12 protein-coding genes are annotated in these 18195 nt (G+C 59.3%); 5 read left to right on the top strand and 7 right to left on the bottom strand.

From position 1 onward, the window contains the following. Positions 1–44: 44 nt before the first annotated feature. Positions 45–809 carry an SDR family NAD(P)-dependent oxidoreductase gene (locus HU749_RS13740; protein WP_046062195.1) on the bottom strand — a complete coding sequence of 255 codons (765 nt, stop codon included), beginning with the start codon at positions 807–809 and terminating at the stop codon, positions 45–47. A gap of 303 nt (positions 810–1112) precedes the next feature. Between HU749_RS13740 and HU749_RS13735 the strand changes: the two genes are divergently transcribed. Next, the gene (locus HU749_RS13735; protein WP_079301832.1) at positions 1113–5288 is read left to right on the top strand and encodes a DUF5801 repeats-in-toxin domain-containing protein; all 4176 of its coding nucleotides are present in this window, start codon (positions 1113–1115) and stop codon (positions 5286–5288) included. Positions 5289–5930: 642 nt separating this feature from the next. After that, positions 5931–6290: a DUF6124 family protein gene (locus HU749_RS13730; protein ID WP_079301831.1), complete on the top strand. Its 360-nt coding sequence runs from the start codon at positions 5931–5933 to the stop codon at positions 6288–6290. A gap of 653 nt (positions 6291–6943) precedes the next feature. Here the strand turns inward: HU749_RS13730 and HU749_RS13725 are convergent. The 6 genes from HU749_RS13725 to HU749_RS13700 all read right to left on the bottom strand — a co-directional run bounded on the left by HU749_RS13725 (position 6944) and on the right by HU749_RS13700 (position 14464). Next, the gene (locus HU749_RS13725) at positions 6944–7663 is read right to left on the bottom strand and encodes a response regulator transcription factor (protein WP_079301829.1); all 720 of its coding nucleotides are present in this window, start codon (positions 7661–7663) and stop codon (positions 6944–6946) included. 445 nt (positions 7664–8108) lie between these two features. Next, the gene (locus HU749_RS13720; protein WP_186652229.1) at positions 8109–9482 is read right to left on the bottom strand and encodes a TolC family outer membrane protein; all 1374 of its coding nucleotides are present in this window, start codon (positions 9480–9482) and stop codon (positions 8109–8111) included. 2 nt (positions 9483–9484) lie between these two features. After that, positions 9485–10810, bottom strand: coding sequence for an HlyD family type I secretion periplasmic adaptor subunit (locus HU749_RS13715; RefSeq protein ID WP_186652227.1), 1326 nt, complete (start codon positions 10808–10810; stop codon positions 9485–9487). After that, entirely contained in the window at positions 10779–12563 is a 1785-nt protein-coding gene (locus tag HU749_RS13710; protein ID WP_186652225.1) for a type I secretion system permease/ATPase, read from the bottom strand. The genes HU749_RS13715 and HU749_RS13710 overlap by 32 nt, the downstream gene beginning before the upstream one ends. 117 nt (positions 12564–12680) lie before the next feature. Further along, positions 12681–13592, bottom strand: coding sequence for a bifunctional helix-turn-helix transcriptional regulator/GNAT family N-acetyltransferase (locus tag HU749_RS13705; RefSeq protein ID WP_079301826.1), 912 nt, complete (start codon positions 13590–13592; stop codon positions 12681–12683). A 275-nt stretch (positions 13593–13867) separates the two neighbouring features. Next, positions 13868–14464, bottom strand: a complete 597-nt coding sequence (locus HU749_RS13700) for a TetR/AcrR family transcriptional regulator (RefSeq protein WP_003201023.1) — start codon at positions 14462–14464, stop codon at positions 13868–13870. 511 nt (positions 14465–14975) lie between these two features. Here HU749_RS13700 and HU749_RS13695 point away from each other — a divergent pair. From HU749_RS13695 to HU749_RS13685, 3 genes are all read left to right on the top strand, one after another. Beyond that, positions 14976–15989, top strand: a complete 1014-nt coding sequence (locus HU749_RS13695; protein WP_014338495.1) for an SDR family oxidoreductase — start codon at positions 14976–14978, stop codon at positions 15987–15989. Positions 15990–16070: 81 nt separating this feature from the next. Beyond that, positions 16071–17591 carry a class I adenylate-forming enzyme family protein gene (locus tag HU749_RS13690; protein ID WP_186652223.1) on the top strand — a complete coding sequence of 507 codons (1521 nt, stop codon included), beginning with the start codon at positions 16071–16073 and terminating at the stop codon, positions 17589–17591. Next, positions 17581–18192 carry an HAD-IB family hydrolase gene (locus tag HU749_RS13685; protein ID WP_079301825.1) on the top strand — a complete coding sequence of 204 codons (612 nt, stop codon included), beginning with the start codon at positions 17581–17583 and terminating at the stop codon, positions 18190–18192. The genes HU749_RS13690 and HU749_RS13685 overlap by 11 nt, the downstream gene beginning before the upstream one ends. Positions 18193–18195 lie beyond the last annotated feature (3 nt).

Genomic DNA, 18195 nt, shown 5'->3' with positions numbered 1-18195 from the left:
AAACGGCGCTTACCCTTCATGGGGTAGGCGCCGTTTTTCTTGACTCAGCCAGCGGTGACCGTCATGCCACCGTCCGCCATGACCACCGAACCAACGATAAAGCTGGCACGGTCCGACGCCAGGAAGGCAACCACCTCGGCAATTTCTTCCGGCTGTGCGGCTCGACCGATAGGCGCGGCTTCGCCGTGCTGGGCAAGGAACGCCGGGCCGTCCTCGACCACGTCATTGAGGATGTTGGTGACCACATCGCCAACCCCGACGGCATTGACGCGAATACCATGCTCGATGGCTTCCAGCGCCAGGGTCCGCGTCAGTTGCGCCAGGGCGCCCTTGGAGGCGGTGTAGGCAGCAATGGTCGGGAAGGCAAAATAGGACGCGTAGGAGGCAATGTTGACGATGGCCCCCGACTTGTTGGGCATCATCGCCTTGACCGCTTCACGTGAATGCAGGAAGGCCGCGGTGGCGTTGACTGCCTGGATGCGCTCCCAGTCCTGGCGCGTCATGTCGATCACCAGTTTATTGATGATGATCCCGGCGTTGTTGACCAGGATGTCCAACCGACCGAACTGCTCGACCGCCAGGCCAACGGCGCGCTCGGCAGCGCCATCCTCGGTGATGTCGGCCTCCAGCGGTACCAGCCCGGGACGGGCCAACTCATGGACGGCGGGGTTGATGTCTTCCGCGACCACCTTGGCGCCGCGGGCATGCAGCAACAACGCGATGGCCTTGCCGATGCCACTGGCGGCGCCAGTGACCAGTGCAACCTTGCCTTCGACTTCGTGGGGAATGCTGTGTTGGATATCGGTCATGATCGCTCTCCTGCGTGAGCGGGCAGGCGAGGCATTCGCCAGCCCGGCGCCCGTGGGCGCTGTCGTTATCGACGGCTTCACTTTCTCGCAACGGCGAATGCCGGGCTTTCGCAGGCTTGCTGGGACTGTCGGGGTTTTGCGCGAATCTGCCTCGCCGCCTCCCTGCCGTTGCCGGTGGCATAGGCCGAAACTCCCACCCCGCCTGGGAGTATCAGCCGATACGCAATCACTCCAGGCTTCCCCATAGTTGCGCTCATAAGGTCAACGGTCAGGCCTCGATGACCGCATGCTCTGGAGAAAGTCATGACTATTCGCGAGCAAGACTCAGCGCTGCTGAGCGATCCGGCCTCGCTATTCACTGCAACCGCCAGCACCGGCCTGGGGGTCGTGGCAACCGGCGTCAACGTAACGCTGGATGAAACCGCCAATTTGCAGAACGGCACCGCCACGCCGAGCCCTGCGACAGACGCGGATGACAACGACATTCTGGCGACAGCCCTCCCCGTGACCTTCGCCAATCGCCTGACCGCCCTTGGCACAGGGACCGCGACGGGAACAGCCTTGAGCGGCTATACCGGCGCCGTGGGCGACACCGGCAGCGATGCGTTCACGATCAATGCCGCGCCTGGCGCAAGCATTACCAATATCAGCTTCGTCGACAGCACCGGTGTGCCGCTCGACGGTGTGGACAGCGGCCTGGATACGCTCAATGGCACCAGTATCCTTCTGTACACGGACACCAACGACAATATCGTCCTCGGCCGGGCCGGCGGGCCTGCCGGAGCAATCGTCTTCGCCGCGTACATAGAAGAAACCGCCACCGGCGGCAAGATCTGGACCGTGCTCTACGAACCGCTCCAGCAACCCGTCAATACCAACCCCGACGATGCCGTCAACCTGCTGGACAAAGTCTTCGTCGGCGCGAGCCAGGACCTGGAGTTCAGCCTCGCCAACGCGCCCTCCGGCCAGAACCTTTTCCTGATGTTCACCACGGCGAACCCGACGACGGAGCTGGTCGACGGTGTCCTGCGGATCACCGAACCCACCATCATCGCCACCGGCAAAAACCCGGCCGACCAATCCAGCGGCGCCAATATCACCACGGGTGACACGATCAACACCAGCCAGGCCGGTGGGCCGACGACTTTCGGTACCAATAACCAGATGATCGTGGAACAGGAAGGCATCCGTTTCACCTTCGTCACCGGTGCCAGGCAGGATGTGACCATTCCCAACCTGGACCAGACCGAAGCGGACGTGGAATCCAACATCGACTTTACCGACGTCTTCAATACGAAGATGGCCAACTTCGATGTCGTGCAGTTGCAGGCCGGCAAGACCGCCGTGGTAAAAATCAGCGCGTTCAGCACCGCGGCTGAATCCGGGGTGAGTTTCATCAACGGCTATGCCGGTGACACCTCGGTTGCGATCAGCAATGTCCGGGTCATCAACATCAGCACCGGGGCGGTCATCGAGAACTCCGACGGCTCCGCCAATGATGCGGGCATCGTCATCAGCTTCGCCTCCGGCGTCGCCACCATTACCGGCGTCAAGGCCGGTTACCAGATCGAATACACCACCACGGCAGATCACAACCGCGTGCTCATCGAGAACGGCGCGGCCCTCGACGCCAAGGGCACCAACCACGCCGACTTTGACATCGGCGGCTTCACCCTGGTCCAGGCGTCCGTTGCCAAGACCGAGATCGGCTCCCAGATGATCTTCGAAGACGACGGGCCGAGCATCAGCACCACCGGCACCGAGCCAACCCTGACGGTAGACGAGACGCTACTGGGCACCAACGCCACGCAGAACTTCGCCGCCAATTTCGTCTCCGCCTACGGCGCCGACGGTGCTGGTACGCAGACTTACGCTCTCGGCGTCGTGGCCGGCGCCTCCGGGCTGACTGACACGGCCACGGGTGAAGTGGTCAACCTGTCACTCAATGGCACAACGGTAGAAGGTCGCACGGCCACCACCAATCTCCTGGTGTTCACCGTCAGCGTGGCGGCCAATGGCGATGTCACGCTTGATCAGATCCGCGCCGTGGTACACCCCGACACCACCAACCCCGACGACGCCAAGAGCCTGACCTCGGACGATCTGGTCACGCTCACCGCGACCAAGACCGACAGGGACGGTGACAGCGTCCAGGCGACACTCAACATCGGCCAGAACCTGGTGTTCGAAGATGACGGACCGAGTATCAGCACCACCGGCATCGAGCCAGCCCTGACCGTGGACGAAACGCTACTGGGCACCAACGCCACGCAGAACTTCGCCGCCAACTTCACCTCCGCCTATGGCGCCGACGGTGCCGGCACGCTGACCTACGCCCTCGGCGTGGTGGCCGGCGCTTCCGGGCTCACCGACACCGCCACGGGCGAAGTGGTCAACCTGTCACTCAACGGCGCGGTCGTGGAGGGTCGCACCGCCACCACCAACCTGCTGGTGTTCACCGTCAGCGTGGCCACCAATGGCGATGTCACCCTCGACCAGATCCGGGCCGTGGTGCACCCCGACACCACCAACCCCGACGACGCCAAGAGCCTGACCTCGGACAACCTGGTCACGCTGACCGCGACCATGATCGACAAGGACGGTGACAGCGCCCAGGCGGTACTTAACATCGGGCAGAACCTGGTGTTCGAGGATGACGGGCCGAGCATCAGCACTACCGGCGCCGAGCCAACGCTGACGGTGGACGAGACGGTATTGGCGACCAACGCCATGCAAAACTTCGCCGCCAACTTCGTCTCCGCCTACGGCGCCGATGATGCCGGCACGCTGACCTACAGCCTCGGCGTGGTGGGCGGCGCGTCCGGGCTCATCGACACAGCCACCGGCGAGGCCGTCAACCTCTCGTCCAACGGCACAACGGTAGAAGGTCGCACGGCCACCACCAATCTGCTGGTGTTCACCGTCAGCGTCGCCACCAATGGCGATGTCACCCTCGACCAGATCCGGGCGCTGGTACATCCCGACGCTACCAATCCCGATGATGCCAAGAGCCTGGCGGACAACCTGATCACGCTGATCGCGACCAAGACCGACAAGGACGGCGACAGCCTCCAGGCGACGCTCAACATCGGCCAGAACCTGGTGTTCGAGGATGACGGCCCTGCCGTCGCGTTCGGCAACCTGATCGGTACCGGCAGCGTCCTGGCGCAATATGGATTCTGGGATAAATCGGTCGGAGCCGATGGGCTGGGTGCGACCGGCCTGGATATCTCGTTGGTCAATGGCCAGTTCACCCTGGTCAGGCCCGACGACACGACCACGACCGGGACCGGCACGCTCGTCGAGCAGGCACCCTCGCCGGACGTCAATGGCGCGTACCATTTCGCCGGGACGTTGACCGGTGACTTCGACAACAACGCCACCACCGCCGATACCAGCGTCGACTACACGCTGACCGCCTATGCCAATGGCAGCTATGCCTTGGATCTGGTGCAAGGCTTCAGCTCTACCATTGTGCGCAGCAGTGCCGACGGTTCCCTCGATGCCGGCGGCCCTGATCCGGTGCGTACCTTGTTGATCCCTGAGACCAACAATCCGGCCATCCCTTCGGCGTCCGAAGAAGTCGTGTTTTTCTCCGCGAAGGCACTCGCCTCAACCACGGATATCCTCGCCGGCATCGGACTCGGCGCCCCCGACCCTACCGAGGCCACGCTGCAAACCACGCCCCTGCCTTCCTACATCGATCCGACAGCCATGAACGTCAGCACGTCCGGTATCGGGGTCGGCAACAACCTGCTGCAAGGGGACAACCTGGTGGCAATCGGCGCTGCCGACGAAAGCTTCGTCATCAACCCGGAGAGCCTGGTAACAGGCATGAAAATCTTCATCGACAACTCGGTGGCAGGCTACAACACCGCGACTGAAGACCTGTACTTCCGGATCTACTACGAAGACGGCACGTTCTCCAACCTCACCGAGGTCAACACCCTGACGCCCGAGGCTGGGGGCCAAGTGTCCTTCGAGGTCGAACGCGAGGGCACGGCGATGATCGATGCCGTCCAGCTCACGATGGGCCGAGGCGCAATCAAGATTCCGGTCATCCAGTTCATCCAGGAAACCGAGAACCTGGCCAGCGATGTGCAACTGTCGTTCAACGCAACGCTGACGGACAAGGACGGCGATACCGCGACCAGTGCGTTCGACGCCAACCTGTTCGCCAACAACACAGCCGATGCGCTGTTCGACTACACGTTGGTGGGCACGGGCGGCGAGCGAGACGCCTTCAACGTCGACCTGACATTCACCGAGAACCAGTACCAGGTCACGGGCTTTGATGTGAGCCAAAACCTGCGGGACACCCTGGTGCTCAATGGCGATCAGAGCGCCGTTGTCCAATCGATCGATAACGCTGGCGCAGACAGCATCGTGACGGTCGCCGAGTCTGGCGGGCAAATAACAACCATTACGTTGGTGGGCGTCGATCTGCTGGGTAGCGACGTGGTTTTTGGCAATGCCTGAAGCATCGCGTGCGTGAAAGATGCGGGGATGGCCTGGAAACCATCCTCGCATCGCTTTTTATGCCTTCCCTGATCACGACGAAATCCAGCTCACCCTCATTGGTTTCTGGGTTGGATGCGAACTCCATGTTCACCGCCATTTTCCTGTGGGAGCGAGCTTGCTCGCGATAGCGGTGGATCAGTTGGCATCACCGCTGGATTTGCCGCCGTCATCGCGAGCAAGCTTTGCTCCCTCAGGTTGGGTCCACGACATGGGTGTTAACACCCCGCTCCCTTTAACAGCAGGCATCGAGTCTTACAGACAAATACGCAGTAACAAGGAGCGTTAGTCCTGAGGCTACGTCGCCTTGCGCCTTTGCCTACAACTAAGCCAGAATCCGCCCGCTTGTGCGCTTTGGGGTCGAACTCTATCGTTACCTGGTCGCTGACGAATCAGCGGTCGGGTTTAGCGACCCGAACCATAGGCACATAAGCAACCATGCTTCATTGCGGGATCTAACCGCAATTACGTCATGGCGGCTGTATGTAGGAGACCTTCGGGTCTACCGGGTGCCTATGTCCGGTTCGCTAACCTGCGTGCAGTCGCCACCATTCTGTTTAGCGGCAGGTCTTGGCGGCTCCCATTCCCCATAGGAGCGTCATCATGTTCAAAGCCACACCCAATCCACCGGAATCAGACCCCACCTCTTCCTACTCAAGCCTCGATCCGGAAAAATTCCACGAAGCCACCGAGCGGGCGCTCGATTATTACTTGAAGCCGGAACAGGCCAAACCCAAGAAAGACCGGCCAGCGGCTCAGCTCTTCACTGTCGTCGATGACATCGATACTGAAAGCCTGCTCGCCAACCTCAGCGAAAACCTGGCCTCGGCCAACGCCATGATCAGCGACTTGGCATTCGATCTTGAGGGTTCTCGCCGGCATATTGCGATGGGTATCCAGCAAGTGATTGAGGTGAGTGAGCTGCTGGCGAATCGGGCGCTGGATATCGCCGATCCACGTTAACAACTCGCCCCAAACCGAAAGGGCTGGCTGGCACTTGTAGACACCTCGACTACAAGGTCGCCAGCTTGCCCCATGCCAACTGACCCGGAGCTGTGCCGAACACAAGTTTTTTGCCCTCTGAAGATCCAGTGTGGGAGCGGGCTTGCTCGCGAAAGCGGTGGGTCAGTTTGCATCGATGGTGCATGTGCAGCCGTCTTCGCGGGCAAGCCCGCTCCCACATTGGGATTGAGTTCACCCGGGAGAACCAGGCCGGCTGTCAGGCCGCCTCGCGAGCAAGCTTTGCTCCCACAGATCTGACGGGTGTACGACCAGAAGAACCAGGTCGGCTACTAGGCCGCCTCGCGGTGGACGTTGATCTCGGCGCCCCGTTAACCACGCTGGCTGAACGGAGGCGTTGTGGAGTGGGCATCCCGGCATGGATGCCGGGATAGCCGCGCTGGGCCATGGATGGCCCTTCGCGGCGGGCCCACGGAGCAATGCCTGCGTTCGGGCATGCCGAGCCTAGGCGAGGCACCGAGTGGTGGGGCAAGAGCGTTTTGCTTACTTTTGCGCTTTTCAAAAGTGAGCCGCCGTCAGGGCGGAACCCTAAGCAGCCGTTACCGCAGCAATGGATATGTACTCAATCAACAAAATCCTAGCCAGTTCCAACAAGGTCAATCCAACTCCACCCAAGTAGACTCCGGCGGCTCTTCACTGTTGGTAAGCCCATGCTTGAGCGCATACATCAACAGGTCGATGCGGTTAATAAGATCAAGCTTCTGATAGATGTTACTGAGGTGATTGTGCACCGTGTGCTCGCTGATACCCAGGCGCCCAGCGATGCTGATGTATTTGGCAGACGGGTCCCCCACGATGGCACGAATCAGTTCCTTCTCGCGCAACGTCAACCGAGCCTGTTTCGCCTGCTCCAGATTGCACTGGGTGGTTGTGTGACCGATGGCAGCATAGCCGGAAAGCCCACCGGCCCAGGCCCTGTCCAGCCCAATATCGCGATGATGCACCTTGACGATGGCCTGGATGATCGACTCCGTCGGGTCTTCGGCCAACACGATACCGCGTGCGCCCGCCTCTATCGCCTGGGCAACAGGAACAGCCTCATACAACCCCTTGAGCACCAGCACTTTCATCTGCGTGCTGCGGGTCAGCCCGGCGACAACTTCCAGCGGGTTCAACGCATCGGGAAAGAAACTGAAGAAAATCACGTTGGGCCGCAACTGATCGGCAAGGTCCAGCGCATGGGTATAGGTCGAAGCCTGGCCGCTCACTTCCATCTGCGGCTTTCTGGCATTGATCAAGTCATGAAGCCCCCGGAGAACGAGGGGACGACAATCGACCAGCATCACCCGGATCGGTGTTCTACGATCCGGTCTCATATCGATGACCCCTTCGCCAGGCAAAGCAGGATATGCATTGGATGTTCTGGCGGGGATAGCGTGGATTTCAAGAAGCCGGACGACACCATCGAGACAACCTGAACAGGAATAATTATCAACAGCTTACACATGATAATGTGCTCCTTTCGAGCTCGTAGGCTGAGTCTAGGCCAGCCCAGTGCGCCACTGGCGACCCATTAACCAGTCGTCGGCCGAAGCTTGGTGCCGCCCCGGCTAGTCAACCTTCCCGAAAGGTGAAAAACACTCGCTAAATCAGTTCTTTAGGCTAGTAGCGAGAAACTGGCAGCCCGTATTAGGCCGAGAGAAAATCGTCAATTAATCGATGAGCGGCATGCACTTACAGCGCCTAATAAATATGAAGTCAATATATCGTCAAGAATCTGCTCCGAATCAGCCAACGGAATGTCCCATGGACCTATCCCGATCAGCGAAAGTCCTGGCCAACGCTGCCGGAACTTAACCAGCTATTTACATTCTCGATACCCTCGGCCGGTGGTTTCCCCGCCCAGCGGTTCAGGATAAGCACGTTGCTGAGAAAGTCGTATTGGGTTTTAAGCAGGTCACGTCGAGCGCGGTATTCATTGCGTACGCTGGCCAGGACATCGACAGAATTGACCATCCCGTAGCTCAACGCTTTCTCGGCGGCCACCCTGGATAACTGTGCCGACTCCAGCGCCAGCCGGTTCGCGCCGATTTTTTCGCCATTGGAATTGGCGGTCAGGTAGGCGTTGGTGATCTCCTTGACCACCCGGCGCCGGGTCGCCTCCAACTGTTGCTCGGCAACCACTTGATCCTGGTAGAGCCCACGGACCCGCGCCGAGGTCGAGCCGCCGCTGTACAGCGGTACCTGGACACCTATCCCGGCGACGTAACTGTCGGTGCGGGGGGCCAGGGAGTTGTTGTAGCCCTCATTGGTCTGTTGCGCACTCAGGTTCAGGCTCAGGGTCGGATAGTGCCCACCCTTGCCGCTGCGCAATGCCGCGCCCGCCGCTTCGACGGCGCTCTCGTTGGCCTTGAGCGCCGGGTTGAATGCCATGCCATCGCGAACCCAGGTCTCGAGACTGTGTGCCGAGACGTGCAGCTCAAGGTCGTCACGAATCCGGTTGAGTCGTTCCTTGACCGGCCGCCCGACGATCTCAGCCAGCGCCTCACGACTGAGGCTGGCCTGGTTACGGGCATCCAGCTCCTGGGCCGAGAGCAGGTCTACCCGGGCCTTGAGATCGAGCTGATCGGTGATCAATGCCAACTGTTTTTCATACAACGCATTGATCCGGTCCAGACTCTTCTGGGTGGTTCGACGCTCCGCCCGCACCAACTGCAGTTCATCCTCGGCCGCCAGCGCAGTGAAGTAACGCAGGGCCAATTCCACCGAGGCTTCGGCCTGGGTTTCCAAGGCCTGGGATTCGGACTGCCGGGCCAGACTCTTGAACTTCTGATAGTTCTCCCACGCAGCCTTGTTGTAGAGGTACTGACGCAGCACCAGGCCATAGCTTTCGCTGTCGAAACTGCGCTGCACCAGATCGCTTTCCTGGTGAATCCGGTTCGACCCAGCGTTGAACGACAACTGCGGCAAGAGCGCGCCCATGGCCTCGCGCTGATGCTCCTGACCCGCCTGCGCTTGCGCATAGGACGCCAGTATCTGCGGGTCCTCCAGCCGAGCCTCGCGATACAACTGCATGAGGTCGGTGGAGAACGTCGAGGCGTTGACTCCAGGGGGCGCTGCAGCCTCGGTCTGCGCCAGGGCGGCACCCGCTGCGAGCATCAAGACACTGCCGAGCAAAGCTGTCGACGCGACCATGGTCATTCCTCGATCATCGATTGAGAAAGCGCATTGCGAGCCGGTTGCATCAGATACTGCAGCAGCGTGCGTTGCCCGGTGATAATCAAAACGTCCGCCGGCATGCCCGGCAACAATTTGCGCTCACCCAAAGTCCGTGCCCCCGCGTCGGTCACCCGCACCCGCGCCAGGTAATAGGCCGTCCCGGTCTTTTCGTTGGTCATCCGGTCTGCAGACACGCTGCTGACCTGGCCTTCGATCACGGGCGTAGTGTCGCTATTGAATGCGCCGAAACGGATATCGGCACGCTTGCCGATGGCGATGCGATCGATGTCCACCGGCGCCACCTGGGCCTCGATGATCAGGTCGGACACCGAGGGCACGATATCGAGCAATGGCGTCGCCGGGCGCACGATCCCGCCAATGGTGTGCACCGTCATGTCGATCACCATGCCCGCGTCGGGCGCCCGGATGACGACACGAGCGAGCCGGTCTTCCAGCGCCGAGGTTTTCTCCTGCAAGTCGTAGATCCGGGTCTGGACCTCGGCCAGTTGCTTGGCGACGTCAGCATTGAAGTCCTTGTCGACTTGCAGGATCTGCAGTTGTGTTTCGTTGATCTGCAGGCGTGTCCGGTCAATGGCGGAGCGGTGATCGGCAACCTCTGAACGCAGCAGTCCCAACTTGCGCTCCTGTTCGAGCAGGCGCTGCTTGTCAACGAACCCTTGCTTGAGGAGGTCGGCCAACTCACCGATTTCACCGCTGTAGGATTTCTCCAGATGGACTTTGGAACCGACCATCGATTCCAGTCCCTTGATCTGCTGGCGGAACTGGCCAACACGCTCGCGCAGCACCGCGATCTGGCCCAACCGCGAACCTTGTCGAGCGCTGAATACCCGGGTCTCGCCCTGGCGCGCCTCCACGCCCCGCACACTGTCGGGCTCGGCAATGTCGCCAAAACCGATCGCTGGCAAACTGTCGCGCTCGGCCACAAGCCTCGCCTCCATGGCCCTGGCCGCAATCAGTTGGCCTCGAGCCATCTCGTATTCAGAGCGAAGTTGGGCGTCATCCAGAATGATCAGCGGATCATCACGCTTGACGATGTCGCCATCATGGGCAAGCAGCGCTTTGACGATGCCACCTTCAAGGTGCTGGACGGTTTTCCGATAAGCCTGCACGGTGACCACGCCTGGGGCATAAGCGGCACCGTCGAGGGGGGCGACGGCCGCCCAGGTGCCGAACAGGCCGAAGATCACCGCGATGATGACAACGCCCAGGCGACGAATTTTGCGATCGGATGTCGGCAGGTCGGCGAAGCTCTCAATTTGACGAATGGGCACCATAGGGTTCATCAGGATCACCCTTGCCGGCAACGACCGAAGCCGTGCCGGTGCTTGCGGGCACGGCTGGCGTCTGTGCCTGCTGTCGCTGCGCGTTAAGTTCGGCCAGGACATGCTCGCGTGGCCCGTAGAGACTGATAACCCCAGCGTTCATCACCATGAGCCGGTCAAGCTGCGACACGATGTTGGTCCGATGGGTAATGACAAACAGCGTCGCGCCGGTCTGCCTCAACTGCTGGATCGCTGCCGCGAGGGCGCGGTCACCGACGTCGTCAAGATTGGAATTGGGCTCGTCGAGAACGATCAAGCGTGGGCTGCCATACAGGGCCCGGGCCAGTCCGATACGCTGGCGCTGCCCTGCCGAAAGCATGAAGCCCTCGCCGCCTATGACGGTGTCGTAGCCATCGGGCAACTGCAGGATCATCTCGTGAACCCCAGCGGTTCTGGCCGCCTGGATCACCTTCACCGAATCGACCTCGGCGAAGCGAGCGATGTTTTCACCGATGGTGCCTTCGAACAATTCAATGTCCTGGGGTAAGTAACCGATATAAGGCCCAAGCTCGTGCTTGTCCCAAGCGCTGATGTCGGCGCCATCAAGCCGAACCACCCCGTGCTGCGCGGCCCAGACGCCCAGCAACGCCCTGGCCAATGTCGACTTTCCCGCCGCGCTGGGACCGATGATGCCCACCATGCAGCCGGCAGGTGCGCTGAAGCTGATGTTCTTGAGGATCGGAGTCCTGGAACCGGGGGCCGCGACAATCAGGTTCTCGACCTGCACATGCCCTTGGGGCGCCGGCAAAGACATACGCTCGGGTTGCGCTTGCTGCTTATCGAGGATGTCGTTCAAACGGTTGTATTGAGAGCGAGCGGCGATAAACCCCTTCCAGCTACCAATGATCAGGTCGATGGGCGCCAGCGCACGTCCCAGCAGTATGGACCCGGCGAACACCAGGCCGGCTCCGACCTGATTGTCCACGGCCAGATAGGCCCCTAAACCCAGCACCAGCGATTGCACCAGGATGCGGAAGGTGCGCGACAGCGTGCTGATGATCGCCCCGCTGTCACTCGCCGCCGATTGCAGCAACAGCACGTTGCGTTGCCGCCGGCCCCAACGATCCATCAGGGTTTCCAGCATGCCCATGGACTCGATGACTTCGGCGTTGCGCAGGTTCTTGGTGGTGTAGAGCGTCGCGCCGATGTGCTCTTTGTTGGCCTCAGCCAGCGCCGGTCCCGTGAGTCGTTCGTTAACGAAGGCGAGCGCGAGCAACAACAGTGCGCTGGCCGTCGCCACCCAACCAAACCAGGGATGGAACAGGAACATCACGGCGATATAGATCGGCAGCCAGGGCGCGTCGAAAAATGCGAACAAGCCGTTGCCGGAGAGAAACTGCCGCAAGCCCGTCAAGTCATTGAGCGATTGCGCCGAAGCGTCCATACCGCCGCTTTCCAAGGCCCGCTTGAAGCTGGCCCGGTAGACCTGGCGACTGAGCAGCACATCCAGCCGGGTGCTGACCCGAACCATGACGCGCGAACGGATCCATTCCAGCGAGCCGAGGGTCACCAGCAATGCGGTCGTGATCAGCGTCAGCATGGTCAGGGTCGTGAGACTTCCGCTGGTGATCACTCGCCCATAGACCTGGAGCATGTAGAACGTGGGGACGAGCATCAGCGCATTAATGAAAAAGCTGAAAAACCCGACAGAAATGAAGCTGTCCCGGCAGGCTTTCAGTGCTTTTTTCAAGCTGTTTTCAGGCGCGCTTCGCATCGAAACCCCCTGCTCGGGTGACCCTCCTCTGGAGCTTAGATCATGCCGGACAACGGCGTGTAGCAATTGGCCAGATTGTTTGTGGGGGCATATCCAACACCGCCGATTGATACGACTTCAGATTGGCGAGACGACTGGGCCCGACCGTACAAAACACTGTTCCGTAACGGGTCGCCCCCATTGCTGTCCCTCTTGCTCCAGCTCCAACCTGAAACCAAACGCTTCATACAACTTGCGAGCAGCGTCGAGCCCCTGAAACGTCCAGAGGCTTGTTGAACTGAAGCCCCACTCGTCACAGAACTTCATCGCTTCAGCCAACAGACGCCTGCCAACGCCCTTGCCTCGCGCCGAATCATCCAGAATGAAGCAACGCAGCACCGCACTGGCGCCCTCGCCTTCGCCGTCGATGGCGATCGAACCGACCACTCGTTCGCCATCCAGGGCCACCCAGACCTCGTTGCGCGGGTTGTGCAGACGCCCCATCAGGTCGGCCATGTCCGATGCAACCAGGCTTTCAAACGGCTGGCCGAAGTTTGAATGCCTTGCGTAATAGTCCGCATGCATTTGCACAATGCGGCCGATGACGCCAGGACGGTAGCCACGCGCAATCGCCAACTGCGTCGGCGCAGGCGGCTCTGTACCGAGTCGATGAGCGTGCAGTGCGACGGCATAGCTGGCAAGCCCCTCACTCACGGTCTGACATTGCTCGCTGGATAAATGCGACATGGCCGCGACAACCTGTTGCGTGGCGAAAGTATCAATGGCTCGAAGAGTGTTTTGCCCCTGCACGGTGAGTCGCAATCGCTTGGCGCGTGCATCCTGTTCATGGGCAATTTCTTCGATCTCGCCGGCCTCGATGAGCTTGCGAACCATCCGGCTTACGCTGGATTTTTCCAGGCCGAGCAACTCGACAAGCTCGCCCGCGGTCAGGGACTCACGATTGCCGAGCTCCACGATTGTGTGCACCGACGACGGCGGATAATCCGTGGCAGCCAGCGTGCTGTGCATGAACCCCAGCTCGCGCACCATGAGACGCGACGCCGAACGGATGTTCTCAATCAGATCTGGTGGGCAATGGTTCACGGCGGACCTCGGACAAAATGAGTGATTAGTTGTATTGCACAACTAAATACTCATCAGTGCACTCAGTCAAGCTTCCCGGCCCAATTCCAGGATAACTTCAAGGCCTTCCAGGCCTATGGCATTGCCGCCCTGCTTTACATGTTGCAGGCATGCGCGCTGGTGGGGGGAATTGCGATTGGCTGAGCGCCAGTTGCTGGCCTATCAGCGATAACGTTCGGGGCTTACAGAGGCTCTGCGGTCTGGATGAGCGAGTTCAACACCAGCTTGATTTCAACAGCCGGGTCTTTATGCCCTTGCAATATCAGGCCTTCCGCCAAGGCGGTGAAGGTCTTGGCAAGCGCGGCGTAGGCCAGGGGCGGCTTCTTGCCGGCATGATTGAATATGATGGTAATCAACTTGCCCAAGGCCTCGCTGTTTTCCTCGTGCAAGTCGTAGTAATGCGGCGAGAACTCTTCATCGCGCAGGGCGATCAATTGCAACTCGGCATCGAGGATCGCACAGCGGGTATTGTTCTTCAGCGTATCGATATAGGCATTCAAGCCGTGGCTCAACTGCTCCGCCGAGTATCCCGACGCCAGGGTCGTACTCAATCGGTCGATCTCAACTCGCTTGAAGCGTTGAGTCAATTGCAGCAGCAAGTCCGATTTACTTGAAAAATTTGAAAAAAAGGCGCCTTTGGAAAAGCCGGCCTCCTCGGCAATAACGTTGACGCTGGCGGCATGAAAGCCTTTTCGGATCATCAGCTCAGTGGCTGTGTCGAACAATCTGTCTCTTGTTACTTGCTGGCTCTCTTCTCGACCTAGTCTCTTTTTAATCACGCCCTCGGCTCCTTTGGCCAAACAAAATATCTACGTGTAACTGGATGCAACGAATCGACGCCTCACTGTACGGAACCCGTTCTCGCCATCATATCTTATACGCGCCTTGTTCAATCATTTACATTTTAACTTTCAAAAACTGCCATGTATGTGCCATGTAGTTGGAGCAACCGGCAGGGCACGCTAGATGAGCCAGTGGCCACAGTTTTTGCCGGTGTACAGGCGAATTGAAATTTTCGTTTGCCCCCACTCGATAAGTCCCTGACGGGATGTCGGGCGACTCAAACCGGATATTTTCCTGTCCGACACCCCACGCTGGAACGTGAAAAAACGGGCATGAAGCCCGGTTCAGAGCGGTCAGTTCGTCAATCCGACGAAATACCACTTGATTTTCAGATACCGGATGGTTTTTACTTGCGCCGTTGGTGGAGCCCAACGCCTGATCAGGGCATCGAGTCAGTGACACGGGTCTCGATGCGATGGCAGGTCACCTCACAGGAGCGGGATTTTAATGGAATATGCCTTCGTTACAGGCGCTACTGGCCTGCTCGGGAATAATGTCGTTCGTGCGCTATTAAAACGAAACATCAAAGTAAAAGCGCTGGTTCGTTCTGTAGAGAAAGCCCGAAAACAGTTCGGTAACCTGCCCGTGGAGTTGGTCGAAGGCGACATGCTCAATGTCGATGCTTTCGCCCATGCCCTACAAGGGTGTGATGCCCTGTTTCATACGGCTGCCTATTTCCGCGACAGTTACAAAGGCGGGAAACATTGGCAAAAACTGTATGACACCAATGTGACCGGTACCGAGCGCTTGTTGCAAGCCGCTTATGACGCTGGTATTCGTCGTGCAGTCCATACCTCTTCCATTGCCGTGCTGAAGGGCAATAGGGATCAAGTGATCGATGAAACCATGTCTCGCAGTGAGTTGGAGGCTGACGATTACTACTTGAGCAAAATATTGTCCGAACAGAAGGTCCAGCAATTCCTGGCGCAGCACCCGGACATGTTTATCGCCATGGTCCTGCCAGGGTGGATGTTCGGCCCCGGCGATATCGGCCCTACTTCGTCAGGACAGTTCCTGCTCGACTTTGTCGGACAAAAATTGCCCGGCGTACTCCCCGGAAGCTTTTCCGTTGTCGATGCCCGGGACGTAGCCGAGCATCAAATCGCGGCCATCAGCCGCGGCAGGTCCGGAGAACGTTACCTGGCCGCCGGCAATCATATGGACATGAAGAGCATATTCCAAGCGCTGTCCAGCGTCAGTGGCATAAAAGCCCCGGAGCGAAAAGTGCCCCTGTTCATGCTGCGAATCATCGCGCTTATTTATGAAGGTTATTACCGGATCACCAAAAAACCGGTGCTCATCAGTACCTCCACAGTCAAGCTCATGGAGCAAGAACAAGGCCGCACTCATTTCAGCCACAACAAAAGTTCAAGGGAGCTGGAGTGCAAATTCCGCCCTGTTGCTGAAACCCTGACCGATACCCTGGATTGGTACCGGAATAACAACTACACAGATGCTTAATTGAAACAATTCATATATAGCCTACCTCTGTAGTACTTTTTTTGACTAGCCATACATCCAAGGATTGAGAGAGGTTGGTAAATGAAAAGCCTTTCATATAAAGAAGGTTTTCTGCATCGCTTTGTCGGTTTTTCGGAATCGTTCCCCGAGCAAGTTGCTATTCAGCATCTGGACACGGAAGAAGACACCGTTACTTACCGCGAGTTGCGAATCAAAGCCGAACAATGCAATGGCGCCCTTACAGCGCTCGGTGTATTGCCTGGCGACAAAGTAGCGCTGGTGCTGCCCAATGGTGTGGCGTTCATCGCTTACTACCTGGCGATCATCGGGCGGGGTGCCATTCCGGTCATCCTCAATTACAAGTTGACCCCCTTTGAAATGGCCAATGTCGTCAGCCTCGCCAGGCCGACGCTCGTGGTCACGACCGAAGTGCTATGGGTGCAACACAGTGAGGCATTCCAGGCTGGCAACGGTGTCAGGCACTCCCTGGTGCTGGACGGCGGGAGCGAACCGTCATCGCCCCTGCCCGCCAACGCAACGGCCGTCTCTCAACTGCCTTGCCAGATCGAACCCTTGTTGTTGCCCGAGGGCAACCCGATCGTCTCGGTGCAGTTCACCTATCGAGGCATCGGCAGACCCCTGGCGGTTTCTCACCGTTATCTGGACCTGACGCAATCAAGCGATGGGTTGCATGAGCACTTTCACCTGCAAGGCGTCGGATCCGTTCATCTGGTAACGCTGCCGTTGTATGCCATCTTCGGCCTGTCCGTGATGATGGTGTTTCCCTTGAGCATTGGCGCCACCCTGCTCATGACCAACACCCTGCTTAATCGAGACCTCGCCGAAGTGCTGTCCGAGCATCAGGTCACCTTTGCCTGCCTGGTGCCCGACGTCATTCGCTACTTCAATACGCGCCTGGCCAAGCGCAAAGGCACGCTTTTGCCGTTGCACCCGCAGTTGATGATTTACTCGGGCGGCAGCCACCTGCCGGCCGATGAAGCCGAGAAGCTGGGGAAACTTCTGGGGTGCAATCCGGTGCTGCAAGGCTATGGGTTGACCGAGAGCATGCCGGTGATCGTCCAGAGCTCGATTGGCACGGTCCATCGTGGCGCCATGGGTCAGCCGATCAGCGGTGTGGAGCTGCGAGTCGTCGATGCCCAGGGCCAGGACGTGGCGCCTGGGCGCATCGGCGAACTGCTGATACGCGGCTCGATGGTGATCGATGGCTACAACGATGCCGAGGACACCAATGCGCGGTTCTTCCGTGACGGCTGGTTCCACAGCGGTGACCTGGTCTGGCGGGACGACGACGGGCATGTGTTTTTCTATTGCCAACGCCTGCGAATCTCGAAGATCAAGGCGCAGATGGTCGACCTGGTGGAAATCGAATCCGTCGCGCTCAAGCACCCTGACGTGTTGCGTGCCAAAGCCTATATCGTCCCGGACCACAAGGAAGTCAACGTGCTGCACCTGTGTGTCGAAGGGACCGGCGAGCTGACCCAGAACGCGCTGTCCACCCTGCTTTCGCGCGACCTATCGGGCTTCAAGCTGCCCAAGACCATCGAGATTATTTCTCTCAAGGAAGAGGCACATGCACGCTAACAGCACACAACCGGTACTGGCCGTTTTCGACTTCGACGGCACATTGACCGACCGGCACACGTTCTGGCGCTACATGCGCTATATCGTGGGCACCCGTTCGTTCTGGCTCCGGATCATTCCCCTGCTGCCCAAGATGCTCAGCGTGATCGTCGGCATCACTCCGCTGATGCAAGCGCGCCTGGCCTTCATTGCCTGTTACCTGGGCGGCCTGTCGGTGGAGCAAGAGCGCGAGCATGCCAAGTATTTCATCAGCGAGCTGCTGCCGCTCTGGCTCAGGCCCGAGGCGTTGCGGCGGCTGCAATGGCATCAATCCATGGGGCACGTCACGGCGCTGGTCAGCAACTCGCCGGAAAACTACCTGATCCCCTGGGGCCAGGCCGCAGGTTTTGACTATGTGTGCGGCACCCGCCTGGCCACGGCAAAGAACAAACTGACCGGCGGAATATCCGGTACCAACTGTGTAGAGCGAGAGAAAGTCACGCGGCTTAAAGGCTGCTTGAGCAACCTTGATGATTTTTACATTTATGCCTACGGCGATTCATCAGGCGACGATGCCCTGCTCGGCATTGCCAACTCTCCCTTCTACAGAAACTGGTACTGATCG

Source organism: Pseudomonas ogarae, from assembly GCF_014268695.2.
GTDB lineage: Bacteria > Pseudomonadota > Gammaproteobacteria > Pseudomonadales > Pseudomonadaceae > Aquipseudomonas > Aquipseudomonas kilonensis.
Note: the sequence above shows the minus strand (reverse complement) of the source record. Positions and strands in the feature narration are given on the sequence as shown.

Bases quoted from the DNA above. Each gene is read 5' to 3' on its own strand.
- HU749_RS13740 (WP_046062195.1), bottom strand. From the start codon at position 809: ATGACCGATATCCAACACAGCATTCCCCACGAAGTCGAAGGCAAGGTT.
- HU749_RS13685 (WP_079301825.1), top strand. From the start codon at position 17,581: ATGCACGCTAACAGCACACAACCGGTACTGGCCGTTTTCGACTTCGAC.
- HU749_RS13695 (WP_014338495.1), top strand. From the start codon at position 14,976: ATGGAATATGCCTTCGTTACAGGCGCTACTGGCCTGCTCGGGAATAAT.
- HU749_RS13705 (WP_079301826.1), bottom strand. From the start codon at position 13,592: ATGGTGCGCGAGCTGGGGTTCATGCACAGCACGCTGGCTGCCACGGAT.
- HU749_RS13735 (WP_079301832.1), top strand. From the start codon at position 1,113: ATGACTATTCGCGAGCAAGACTCAGCGCTGCTGAGCGATCCGGCCTCG.
- HU749_RS13720 (WP_186652229.1), bottom strand. From the start codon at position 9,482: ATGGTCGCGTCGACAGCTTTGCTCGGCAGTGTCTTGATGCTCGCAGCG.
- HU749_RS13715 (WP_186652227.1), bottom strand. From the start codon at position 10,810: ATGAACCCTATGGTGCCCATTCGTCAAATTGAGAGCTTCGCCGACCTG.
- HU749_RS13690 (WP_186652223.1), top strand. From the start codon at position 16,071: ATGAAAAGCCTTTCATATAAAGAAGGTTTTCTGCATCGCTTTGTCGGT.
- HU749_RS13710 (WP_186652225.1), bottom strand. From the start codon at position 12,563: ATGCGAAGCGCGCCTGAAAACAGCTTGAAAAAAGCACTGAAAGCCTGC.
- HU749_RS13725 (WP_079301829.1), bottom strand. From the start codon at position 7,663: ATGAGACCGGATCGTAGAACACCGATCCGGGTGATGCTGGTCGATTGT.
- HU749_RS13730 (WP_079301831.1), top strand. From the start codon at position 5,931: ATGTTCAAAGCCACACCCAATCCACCGGAATCAGACCCCACCTCTTCC.